At 75.5% G+C, this 9,440-nt stretch carries 13 protein-coding genes; 8 read left to right on the top strand and 5 right to left on the bottom strand.

Translation table 11 applies throughout. The features are described 5' to 3' along the window. Positions 1 to 171: 171 nt before the first annotated feature. Positions 172 to 501 carry a biopolymer transporter Tol gene (locus ABD220_RS05225; protein ID WP_344120448.1) on the bottom strand — a complete coding sequence of 110 codons (330 nt, stop codon included), beginning with the start codon at positions 499 to 501 and terminating at the stop codon, positions 172 to 174. A gap of 49 nt (positions 502 to 550) precedes the next feature. Between ABD220_RS05225 and ABD220_RS05220 the strand changes: the two genes are divergently transcribed. Beyond that, positions 551 to 1,783, top strand: coding sequence for a molybdopterin molybdotransferase MoeA (locus tag ABD220_RS05220; protein ID WP_344120446.1), 1,233 nt, complete (start codon positions 551 to 553; stop codon positions 1,781 to 1,783). A 191-nt stretch (positions 1,784 to 1,974) separates the two neighbouring features. Further along, positions 1,975 to 2,361 (top strand): hypothetical protein, encoded by a 387-nt coding sequence (locus tag ABD220_RS05215; RefSeq protein ID WP_344120443.1) that lies wholly within the window; start codon positions 1,975 to 1,977, stop codon positions 2,359 to 2,361. A 4-nt stretch (positions 2,362 to 2,365) separates the two neighbouring features. Here the strand turns inward: ABD220_RS05215 and ABD220_RS05210 are convergent, their stop codons facing one another. Both ABD220_RS05210 and ABD220_RS05205 read right to left on the bottom strand, forming a co-directional pair. After that, positions 2,366 to 3,199: an alpha/beta fold hydrolase gene (locus ABD220_RS05210; protein ID WP_425552511.1), complete on the bottom strand. Its 834-nt coding sequence runs from the start codon at positions 3,197 to 3,199 to the stop codon at positions 2,366 to 2,368. Positions 3,200 to 3,220: 21 nt separating this feature from the next. Next, positions 3,221 to 3,688 carry a pyridoxamine 5'-phosphate oxidase family protein gene (locus tag ABD220_RS05205; protein ID WP_344120439.1) on the bottom strand — a complete coding sequence of 156 codons (468 nt, stop codon included), beginning with the start codon at positions 3,686 to 3,688 and terminating at the stop codon, positions 3,221 to 3,223. A 199-nt stretch (positions 3,689 to 3,887) separates the two neighbouring features. Between ABD220_RS05205 and moaC the strand changes: the two genes are divergently transcribed. The 5 genes from moaC (at position 3,888) to ABD220_RS05180 (ending at position 7,135) form a co-directional block, all read left to right on the top strand. Then, positions 3,888 to 4,385, top strand: a complete 498-nt coding sequence (gene moaC / locus ABD220_RS05200) for a cyclic pyranopterin monophosphate synthase MoaC (protein ID WP_344120437.1) — start codon at positions 3,888 to 3,890, stop codon at positions 4,383 to 4,385. Next, complete coding sequence (locus ABD220_RS05195; RefSeq protein WP_344120435.1) at positions 4,382 to 4,921, top strand: MogA/MoaB family molybdenum cofactor biosynthesis protein; 540 nt, start codon at positions 4,382 to 4,384, stop codon at positions 4,919 to 4,921. The genes moaC and ABD220_RS05195 overlap by 4 nt, the downstream gene beginning before the upstream one ends. Continuing rightward, the gene (locus ABD220_RS05190; protein WP_344120433.1) at positions 4,918 to 5,370 is read left to right on the top strand and encodes a molybdenum cofactor biosynthesis protein MoaE; all 453 of its coding nucleotides are present in this window, start codon (positions 4,918 to 4,920) and stop codon (positions 5,368 to 5,370) included. The genes ABD220_RS05195 and ABD220_RS05190 overlap by 4 nt, the downstream gene beginning before the upstream one ends. A gap of 5 nt (positions 5,371 to 5,375) precedes the next feature. Beyond that, positions 5,376 to 6,554, top strand: a complete 1,179-nt coding sequence (moeB, locus tag ABD220_RS05185; protein ID WP_344120431.1) for a molybdopterin-synthase adenylyltransferase MoeB — start codon at positions 5,376 to 5,378, stop codon at positions 6,552 to 6,554. 122 nt (positions 6,555 to 6,676) lie between these two features. Beyond that, entirely contained in the window at positions 6,677 to 7,135 is a 459-nt protein-coding gene (locus ABD220_RS05180) for an SRPBCC family protein (protein WP_344120430.1), read from the top strand. A 68-nt stretch (positions 7,136 to 7,203) separates the two neighbouring features. Here ABD220_RS05180 and ABD220_RS05175 read toward each other — a convergent pair whose 3' ends face one another. Further along, a complete protein-coding gene (locus ABD220_RS05175) occupies positions 7,204 to 7,626 on the bottom strand; it encodes a VOC family protein (protein ID WP_344120427.1) in 423 nt (140 codons plus the stop codon). Between the two features lie 151 nt (positions 7,627 to 7,777). Between ABD220_RS05175 and ABD220_RS05170 the strand changes: the two genes are divergently transcribed. Continuing rightward, the gene (locus ABD220_RS05170; RefSeq protein ID WP_344120425.1) at positions 7,778 to 8,707 is read left to right on the top strand and encodes an NADP-dependent oxidoreductase; all 930 of its coding nucleotides are present in this window, start codon (positions 7,778 to 7,780) and stop codon (positions 8,705 to 8,707) included. Between the two features lie 12 nt (positions 8,708 to 8,719). On the opposite strand, the gene ABD220_RS05165 is transcribed toward ABD220_RS05170, so the two are convergent. Then, complete coding sequence (locus ABD220_RS05165) at positions 8,720 to 9,421, bottom strand: hypothetical protein (protein ID WP_344120423.1); 702 nt, start codon at positions 9,419 to 9,421, stop codon at positions 8,720 to 8,722. Between the last annotated feature and the right edge of the window lie 19 nt (positions 9,422 to 9,440).

Raw genomic sequence — 9,440 nt, 5'->3', positions numbered from 1 at the left:
ATGTCACCGCCTCGATGGTCGCGTCCGGCGCGCACGGTGCACGGCGCGCCGGGATGGTCCGCCCAGTTTAGTCAGTCACCAGCACGCCGAGAATTCCCCGGCCGGGTGCCGCGCCGTCGTCCTCGCGTGCCGTGCCCGGCCGTGCCGTGACCCTGCCGCACCCGGTCAGGATCACGCAGGCTCCGGCGGGGCCTGCGCGTCCAGCTGCGCGAGGGCCTCCGACCATCGGGCCTCCCGCTCGGCGGGCGACTGCTCCCACCACGGTGTGCCGCGTTCGCCCAGGCCCAGCTTCGCGAGCCCCACCCGGTCCCGCACGGCCCGCAGCTCCTCGTCCGTGCCGTCCCGCTGCACCGTGCGGACGGCCGCGCGGGCCCGGCCCAGGTGGGATCTCAGCTGGGCCGCGGCGTCCTCGGGCAGCCCGGGGTCCTGGCGGCGCCACCGCCGGCCGTCCACCACGATCCACCGGCCGTCCGGTGTGTGCTCCACATCCCGTCGCGTCATGGTCCCGATCCTGCCAGGACGGGTCCGCCCCGGCACCTACGCTGGGGGAATGAGCAGGCACGCGCAGCACCCGGTCCGCAGCGTCGACGAGCACCGCCGCGCGGTCATGGACGCCCTGCGGGGGCTGCGCAACCGGACGGAGACCGTGCCCCTGGCGGCCGCGCTCGGGCGGGTCCTGGCCACGGACCTCGTGGCGCCCTTGAGCCTGCAGCCCTTCGACAACTCCCAGATGGACGGCTTCGCGATCCGTGCCGCCGACACCCGGGCGGCGCCGGGGGAGGACGGGCGCACCTCGTTCGTCGTCGTCGCCCCCGTGCCCGCCGGCCACGCCCCGGGCCCCCTGGCCCCCGGGGAGGCGGCCCCCGTGATGACCGGCGCGCCGCTGCCGGCCGGCGCGGACGCGGTGGTGCCCGTCGAGGAGTCGCTGCCGGGCGGCTTCCCGGCGCCGGGGACGCGCCTGCGGCTCCCGGCGCACCAGCAGGCCGGGCGGTTCGTCCGGCGCGCGGGGGAGGACGTGGCCGCGGGGGACACGGCGCTGACCGCGGGGCAGCGGCTCACCCCCGCCCGGATCGGCCTCGCGGCCGCGCTGGGGTGCGCGGAGCTGACCGTGCGCGCCCGCCCCCGGGCCGTGCTCTACACGACGGGTGACGAGGTCGTGGCGCCCGGTGCCCCGCGCGGCCCCGCCCAGATCTTCGACGCGAACGCGGCGATCCTGCGCGCCCAGCTCGTGGAGGCGGGCGTGGAGGTGGTCGGCGCCCATTTGGTCTCCGACGACGCCGGCGCCTTCGCGGCGCGCCTGGCCGAGGACACCGAGCGGCCGCCCGACTTCTTCGTCTCCTCGGGCGGGGTCAGCGAGGGCGCCTACGAGGTCGTCCGGCAGGTGCTGGCGCCCCACGGCGAGTTCGTGCACGTCGCGATGCAGCCCGGTGGGCCGCAGGGCCTCGCGACGCCCGGCGGCGTGCCCTTCGTCTGCCTCCCCGGCAACCCCGTCAGCACCCTCGTGTCCTTCGAGATGTTCCTCCGTCCCGCCCTGACCGAGACCGTGGGGGCCCCGGCACCGCGGGCCCGCCGCACGGGACCCCTCGCGGAGGCCGTCCGGCCGCTGCCCGGCCGGGCCCAGGTGCGCCGGGCCGTCTGGGACGGCACCGCGGTGCGGATGGCGGGCGGAGCGGGCTCCCATCTGCTGGCCGCCGCCGCCCGGGCCAACGCCCTCGCGCTCGTGCCGGCGGGCGGGGCCGAGCTGCCGGCGGGGACCCCGGTGGAGCTGGTGCTGCTCGACTGATCGTGCGGACCTGCGCAACCGGTCCCCGGACTCGGTCCGGCGCACCCGACCGACCGGGGGCACGACCGTCCCGCTGCAGGACCGTCCCGCCGCGCAGGACCAGGCGGCCCGGCCGGGGCCAGGGGCGGTGTCGCCGCCGCTCGTTAGACTGGTCTGCGCCCCGCCCGGACGATCGCACAGAACAGGTCCCCATGACGTCCCTGCTCGCCCCGCTGCTCCTCGCCGCCACCGCCGTGATCCAGGCGCTCGGCCGCTACGAGTACCACCAGAACGGCATCACCGTGGTGGGCCAGATGCTCTTCCCGATCTTCTTCGCCGTCCTGGCGGCCTTCCTCGCCCGCCGCGGCGACCGTGGCTCCTTCGGCACCGTGCACCTCGGGCTGCTCGTGATCGGCGCCGTCCTGTTCGTGCTCACCCTGGTCGGCTGGAACGGCACCGTCCCCCAGCTGTACCCCTCCGTGTGGATCTACTACGCGGCGTTCGCGCTGCTGGCGGTCCAGGCCGCGCTGCGCATCGCGGGAACCCCCCGGCGCCGGCGCGAGGACGCGCCGTCCGAGGGCCCTTCCCCGCGCGGCTGAGCCGTCACTGGGCGGCCGCGGCTCCTCCGACGCGCTCGAGCACCAGTTCGGCCAGCTCCGCGGCCCGGGTCTCCGGCAGCCAGTGCCCGGCGTCCAGCTCCACGAACCGGTAGGGGCCCCGTACGTGCTCGGCCGTGAGCTCCGCGGCCCGCCGGCCCAGGGCGAGGTCCCGGGCGCCCCACGCGTACGTGGTCGGGACGTCGACCGGCCCGGTGCGCAGCCGGGACAGCGGCAGGGCGCGGTACCAGTTCAGGGCCCCGGTGAGCGCGCCGGGTTCCCGCATCCGGGCCGCGTAGTGGGCGGCCTGCGCGGCGGGCAGGCCGGAGCGGCGCAGGAGCTCCTCCAGACGCGGGCCGAGCAGCGACTCGGGCAGCCGCGGCAGCTGGAAGGCCCCGACGTAGGCCGAGCGCAGCGCCTGCGGCGAGCGCGTCAGGGAGCGTGCCAGGGCCCGGGGGTGCGGGACCGAGGCCACCGTCAGGGACGCCGTCCGCTCCGGCCGGTGGGCCGCGAGGGCCCACGCCACGATCCCGCCCCAGTCGTGGCCCACGACGTGCGCCCGCTCCAGCCCGGCGGCGTCCAGCACCGCCACGGCGTCCTGGACGAGCAGCTCGAGCCGATAGGCGCGGCGGCCCGGGGGCCTGGCCCCGGAGGCGTAGCCCCGCTGGTCGGGCACGAGCGTGCGCAGCCCGGCGCGCCGCAGCACGGGCGCGACCCCGGACCAGCTCGTGCCGTCCTGTGGGAAGCCGTGCAGCAGCAGCACGGGCTCCCCGCCCGGGGGCCCGTCGTCGCGCAGGGGGAGACGGAGGCCGCCGGGAGGGCGGTGGGCAGGTCGGTCCATCCGGCCGGGCCGGTCAGACGCTCACTCGTCCGGGGCGCGTCGCGCCCCGGACGACGGGGTGCGCCACACCGCGGGATCGGTGACGGGGAACCGGCGGCCGGTCACGGCGGTCGGCGCCACCCGGACGAAGACGCCCTTGCGCCCCCTCTGCCACGGGAACAGCGGCAGGTCCACGGTGTCCATCAGCTCCTGGACCTGCTGGATGCGCTCGGCACGGCCCCTGACCACCACGCTCCACGCCGTCCCGGAGGGCTCGTCGTACCCGTCGATCTCCACCGCCACCGGGGCGTCGGCCAGGGCCCCCGCGATCTTCGTCCCCTCGGCCGAGCGGAAGACGAGGGTCCCGTGGTCCACCACGACGTTGATCGGGAAGATGTCCGGGTGGTCCTCCACCCACACGGCGAGCCGGCCCACCTCCGAGTCCCGCAGCAGCTCCCAGCAGCGGTTGGCCGCCAGCTCCTCGACATCATCGGAGTGCTCGTCCGTCATGCTGTGCTCCTCAGGGCTGGGCCGGCGGCCCCACGGCAGGGTGGTCGTTCCCCGCCAAGCTAGCACCGCCCCGGGGGCCGGGCCAGGACATGACGCCAGCGGCCGGCGCCCGTTCCGGACCCGGCCCCGAGGCGGTCCCGCCGTGGTCCAGAATGGGGAGGGACGCACCGACCGGGAGATCCGAAGGGGACCGAACCACATGACCGATCAGCAGCAGGGCCTCACGCACGTCCGGGCGGACGGCTCCGCGCACATGGTGGACGTCTCGGACAAGGCCGTGACCAGTCGCGAGGCCACCGCGACGGCCACCCTGCGCACCCGCCCCGACGTCGTCGAGCAGGTCTTCGCCGCGGACCTCCCCAAGGGGGACGCCCTGCCGGTCGCCCGGGTCGCCGGGATCATGGCGGCCAAGAAGACCCCGGAGCTCGTCCCGCTGTGCCATCCCCTACCGATCAGCAAGGTGACCGTGGACTTCGAACGGCTGGCGGACGGCGTGCGGATCACCGCGACGGTGCGGACCCGCGGGGTGACCGGCGTGGAGATGGAGGCGCTGACCGCGGCCTCGGTCGCCGCCCTGACGCTCTACGACATGATCAAGGCCGTGGACAAGCTCGCCGAGATCGACGGGGTCAGGGTGCTCGCGAAGTCCGGCGGCAAGTCCGGGGACTGGACGCGGACCGACGGGGGCGCCGCATGAGGCGCGCCGCCGTCATCGTCGCCTCCACCCGCGCCGCCGCCGGGGTCTACCAGGACCGCAGCGGGCGGATCGCCGCCGACTGGTTCGGCTCCCACGGCTTCGAGGTCGAAGGCCCGTTCGTGGTGGCCGACGGCGAGGACGTGCGTGCCCAGCTCGAGCGGCTGCTCGTGGCCCGCGACCCCGCGGACCGCCCCCGGGTGGTCGTCACCAGCGGGGGGACCGGCCTCGCCCCGGACGACCTCACCCCCGAGGTCACGCGGCCCTTCCTGGACCGCGAGCTGCCCGGCATCATGGAGGCACTGTGGGCGGAGGGCCGGAGGACCACGCCCCTGGCGGTGCTCAGCCGCGGGCACGCCGGGGTCAGCGGCGCCACCTTCGTGGTCAACCTCCCGGGCTCCACCGGCGGGGTCTGGGACGGGCTGAAGGTGCTCGAACCGCTCCTCGACCACGTCTGCGACCAGCTGGAGGGCCACCGTGACCGCGGGCACGACGGCCCCCACCACGACCCCCGACCGCACGAGGAGACCGACCGATGAGCAGACCCGGACCGATCCGGGCGGAGACCGCCGTGGTCGCCGCCTTCGTCACCGAGGAGCCCCTGGACCACGCCCGGGCCGTCACGGCCGTGCAGGACGAGCGCACCGGCGCCGTGGTCAGCTTCAGCGGCGTCATCCGCGACCACGACGGCGGCCGCGCCGTCACGAGCCTCGACTACACCTGCCATCCGGGCGCGGACCGGGCCATCCAGGACGTGGCCCACCGGGTCGCCGAGGAGTTCCCCGGGGTGCGGATCTGGGCCGCCCACCGGGTCGGCCACCTGCGCGTCGGGGACTCCGCCCTGGAGGCCGCCGTGGCCGCGGCCCACCGCAAGCTCGCGTTCGCCGCCTGCGACGCGCTGGTGGACCGGATCAAGACCGAGGTGCCCATCTGGAAGGAGCAGCTGTTCGCCGACGGCTCCACCGAGTGGGTCGGACTGGACGCCTGAGCGCCGTGGACCTGCCCCCGCTCGTCGAGCCCGCCCCGCAGCTCACCGACGCCGAGCTGCGCCGCTACGCCCGCCACCTGACCGTCCCCGAGATCGGCGAGGAGGGCCAGCGGCGGCTCAAGAACGCCCGGGTGCTGTGCGTGGGCGCCGGCGGCCTCGGCTCCCCGGCGCTGCTCTACCTCGCCGCCGCAGGCGTCGGGACGCTCGGCGTCGTCGACGACGACGTCGTGGACGCCTCCAACCTGCAGCGCCAGGTGATCCACGGCGGGTCGACGCTGGGCGCGCCCAAGACCGCCTCGGCCGCCGCGCGGATCGCCGACCTCAACCCGCTGGTGCGCGTCGTGCAGCACCTCGAGCGGCTCACCGCGGACACCGCGCAGGACGTCCTGGCCGGCTACGACCTCGTCCTGGACGGCACGGACAACTTCGGGACCCGCTACCTCCTCTCCGACGCGTGCGAGCTGGCGGGACTTCCGCACGTCTGGGGCTCGATCCTGCGCTTCGACGGCCAGTACTCGGTGTTCTGGGGCGCGCACGGACCCACCTACCGCGACCTCTACCCCGTGCCCCCGGAGCCGGGCACCGTGCCCAACTGTGCCGAGGCCGGGGTGCTCGGGGTGCTCCCGGGGCTGCTGGGCACCGCCATGGCGGTCGAGGCCGTCAAGCTGGTCACCGGGATCGGCACCACGATGCTCGGCCGGGTTGCCACCTACGACGCCCTCTCGGCGCGCTGGTGGGAGATCCCGCTCTCGCCCACGCCGGGCCGTCCGCCCGTGACGGTCCTGACGGCGGCCGACGACGGCGCTCCCGCCTGCTCGGCGCCCGGCCCCGGGCGCCCGCCGGAAGGCGTCCCGACCGTGACGGCCCCGGAGCTCGAGCAGCTGCTGGCGGCGCGGGAGCGCGGTGCCGCGGACTTCGAGCTGCTCGACGTCCGGGAGCCCTACGAGGCCCGGCTGGCGGCGATCCCCGGCGCGCGGCTGCTCCCGCTCGGGCAGTTCGAGTCCGGGGAGGCCTTCGCGCGGATCGACCCGGGCCGCCGGGTGCTGCTGCACTGCAAGGCCGGGGCGCGCTCGGAGCGGGCCCTGCACCTCCTCCGGGCCGCGGGCCACACCGACGTCGCACACCTCGAGGGCGGGGTGCTGGCGTGGATCGAGCAGGTGGACCCGTCCCAGCAGCCCTACTGAACGACCCGCACGGCCCCGGCCGCGGGCCCGCCGGGATACGCGGGGAGCGGACAGCCCTGGCCACGGGCCCGTCCCGTCCGCCTACGGTGGGATCGTACCGTCCACGACGAAAGGATCCACCCGTGTCCGAGCACAGCCTCTCCGCCAGCCGCGTCATCGACGCCCCCGCCGACGCCATCTTCGACGTCCTCAGCCTGCCCTCGCGCCACCGGCAGATCGACGGCTCCGGCACGGTCGTCTCCGGCGACGACCAGCGCCTCCATAAGGTCGGCCAGGTGTTCGTGATGAACATGAACGGCGAGCACATGGGCGGCGACTACGTCATGGAGAACACCGTCTCCGGCTACGACGAGAACAAGCTCCTCGCCTGGCGGCCCAAGCCGCAGGGCGCGGAGCTGGAGGGCTGGGAGTGGATCTGGGAGCTCGAGCCCCAGGGCCCCGGCGCCACGCTGGTCACCGAGACGTACTCGTGGGAGCACGCGAGCCCGGAGGCCAGGAAGGCCGTGTCCTTCCCGCTCTTCGAGGAGGGCGCCCTGGAGCACTCCCTCGAGCGGCTCGCGGCGGCCGTCTCCGAGATGTGAGAGCCTGAGCCGCCGCCGCGGCACGGAGCCCGGTCACCCGCGGTGACCGGGCTCGGTGCCGCCCTCGGTCACTGCCGCCGGTGGGCGGCCCGGGCGGAGGCCGCCGCGGGATCCACCCACAGGATCTCCCACTGGTGGCCGTCGGGGTCCCGGAAGCAGCGCGAGCGCAGGAAACCGTAGTCCTGGGCGTCGCCCTCGGTCCCGCCGGCGCGGACGGCGCGGTCCACGATGGGGTCGATCTCGTCGGGGGAGTCGACGCTGAGCGCGTTGACGACGGAGGCGTCGGCCGGGGTGCCGGGCTGCCCGGGGCCCACCAGGCGCAGGTGCCGGTCCTCGCTGAGGACCATGACGTGCTCGTCCTCCCGGATCTCGACGGTCCCGGCGCCGGTCCCCTCGAACGCGGGGTGCAGGCGCCAGCCGAGACAGGAGTAGAACCGTTTGGATCTCTCCAGGTCCGAGACGGGAAGGGTGATGAAGTCTGTCGGTGCCATGGTGTTCCCCTTCGTGGTGCGGCGGGACCCGCCCTCAGCATGGCCCTCGGCCGGTGCGACCGCAACGGTGTGACGGAATCCTCGCCCGCATGTCAGCACGGCATCGGGACGAGAACGGAATGCGTTCGCGCGCCCCAGGGTTGGAAGGGGCATGCGAGTCATCGGAGTCGAGTCGTTCGGAGGGCCCGAGGTCCTCGCCGTCCACGAGCTGCCGGACCCCCACCCCGGCCCCGGAGAGGTGCGGATCCGGGTCCGGGCGGCCGCGGTGAGCCCCACGGACACCGTGCTGCGCGCCGGCGGCCAGCCGCTCGGGCACCTGCGGCCGCCGTACGTCCCGGGGATGGACGCGGCCGGGACCGTCGACGAGGTCGGGGAGGGCAGTGCCTGGCGGGTGGGGGATGCGGTCATGGCCATCGCCCTGCCGCGCGGGGAGCACGGGGGAGCCTACGCGGAGCTGCTGGTCGCCCCCGACGACTCGATCGCCCGCCTCCCGGCGGGCACGGACTTCGCCACGGCCGCCACGCTGCCCATGAACGGGCTCACGGCCCTGCAGATCCTCGAGGTGCTGGACCTGCAGCCCGAGCAGACCCTGGCCGTCACCGGGGCCGCCGGGACCCTGGGCAACTACGTGGTGGAGCTGGCCAAGCACGAGGGCCTCACGGTGATCGCGGACGCCGCCGAGCACGACCTGGAACTCGTCGACAGCCTCGGCGCCGACCACGTGGTGGCGCGAGGGGACGACGTCGCCGAGCGGATCCGGGAGTTCTTCCCCGACGGGGTCGACGCCCTCGTGGACGCCGCCGTGCTCAACGAGAAGGCGGCCCCCGCCGTCCGGGACGGCGGGGGTTTCGCGACCGTGCGGCACTGGACCGGGGACCCGGGCCGGGGGATCACCGTGCACCGGATCAGCGTGCCCCACGAGTACCACTCGGGCCGGAAGCTCGACCGGCTGCGCCGGTACGTGGAGGAGGGGGTGCTCTCCCTGCGCGTGGCCGCCGTCCTGCCGGCCGCGCACGCCGCCGAGGCGCACCGCCGGCTCGAGGCCGGGGGCGTGCGCGGGCGGCTCGTCCTGGAGTTCTGAGCCGCGCCGGTCTCAGAGGCGGGACCGGTACTGGTGGTCGATGCCGGCCTGGTCCACCTTCCGGTGGAAGCGCATCCCGGCCAGGCCGCCGAGGACCGCCGCGAGCAGCGGGATCAGGACGGAGACCACCAGGGCGATGATGCCGCCCGTGGTCAGCGCGCCCTCGCCGATCGGGATCCGGGGGAAGCTGTTCAGGTCCCGCAGCACGTTGAACTGCTCGCCCGCGACCGCGCCCAGGACCGCCAGGAGGATCGCGATGAGGATCGCCCAGACCCACACGGCCACGCCCTGCTTGGCGCCGTCGAACCGGGCCATGCGCCCGGCCACGTAGCCCCCGGCGAAGTAGGCGATGAAGAGGACCAGGGCGAGGGCGATGCCGCTGACGAGTCCCACGGTGCCGGCGTCCTGCGCCACCTGCTCCGCGATCTCGCCCGGATCCGTGCTGGTCGCCACCCCCACGCCCGCGCCGATCGCGGCGAGCAGGGCGGTGAGCAGCACGGCGATGCCCGTGGCTGTCATCCAGCCGAAGAACGCGGAGCCGAACTTCACGCCCCCGAACTCCCGCTTCTCCGCGGCGACCACCTCCTGCCGGCGTCCCCGCGGCGTGGAGGCGCCCGGTCGGTCCGCCCGTGGCTCCTCGGGAACGGGCGCCCCCGACGGGTCCTGGTGTGCCATGGTGCTCTCCTCGTCCTCGACCGTCAGCGTGCCGAACATGTTCCTCTCCTGCGCGGCG

It is taken from the genome of Kocuria aegyptia, from assembly GCF_039530085.1.
GTDB lineage: Bacteria > Actinomycetota > Actinomycetes > Actinomycetales > Micrococcaceae > Kocuria > Kocuria aegyptia.
The sequence above is the reverse complement of the archived record's forward strand: the minus strand, read 5'-3'. Positions and strand labels throughout refer to the sequence as shown.

Bases quoted from the DNA above. Each gene is read 5' to 3' on its own strand.
- ABD220_RS05225 (WP_344120448.1), bottom strand. From the start codon at position 501: ATGACGCGACGGGATGTGGAGCACACACCGGACGGCCGGTGGATCGTG.
- ABD220_RS05220 (WP_344120446.1), top strand. From the start codon at position 551: ATGAGCAGGCACGCGCAGCACCCGGTCCGCAGCGTCGACGAGCACCGC.
- ABD220_RS05215 (WP_344120443.1), top strand. From the start codon at position 1,975: ATGACGTCCCTGCTCGCCCCGCTGCTCCTCGCCGCCACCGCCGTGATC.
- ABD220_RS05210 (WP_425552511.1), bottom strand. From the start codon at position 3,199: ATGGACCGACCTGCCCACCGCCCTCCCGGCGGCCTCCGTCTCCCCCTG.
- ABD220_RS05205 (WP_344120439.1), bottom strand. From the start codon at position 3,688: ATGACGGACGAGCACTCCGATGATGTCGAGGAGCTGGCGGCCAACCGC.
- moaC (WP_344120437.1), top strand. From the start codon at position 3,888: ATGACCGATCAGCAGCAGGGCCTCACGCACGTCCGGGCGGACGGCTCC.
- ABD220_RS05195 (WP_344120435.1), top strand. From the start codon at position 4,382: ATGAGGCGCGCCGCCGTCATCGTCGCCTCCACCCGCGCCGCCGCCGGG.
- ABD220_RS05190 (WP_344120433.1), top strand. From the start codon at position 4,918: ATGAGCAGACCCGGACCGATCCGGGCGGAGACCGCCGTGGTCGCCGCC.
- ABD220_RS05175 (WP_344120427.1), bottom strand. From the start codon at position 7,626: ATGGCACCGACAGACTTCATCACCCTTCCCGTCTCGGACCTGGAGAGA.
- ABD220_RS05170 (WP_344120425.1), top strand. From the start codon at position 7,778: ATGCGAGTCATCGGAGTCGAGTCGTTCGGAGGGCCCGAGGTCCTCGCC.
- ABD220_RS05165 (WP_344120423.1), bottom strand. From the start codon at position 9,421: ATGTTCGGCACGCTGACGGTCGAGGACGAGGAGAGCACCATGGCACAC.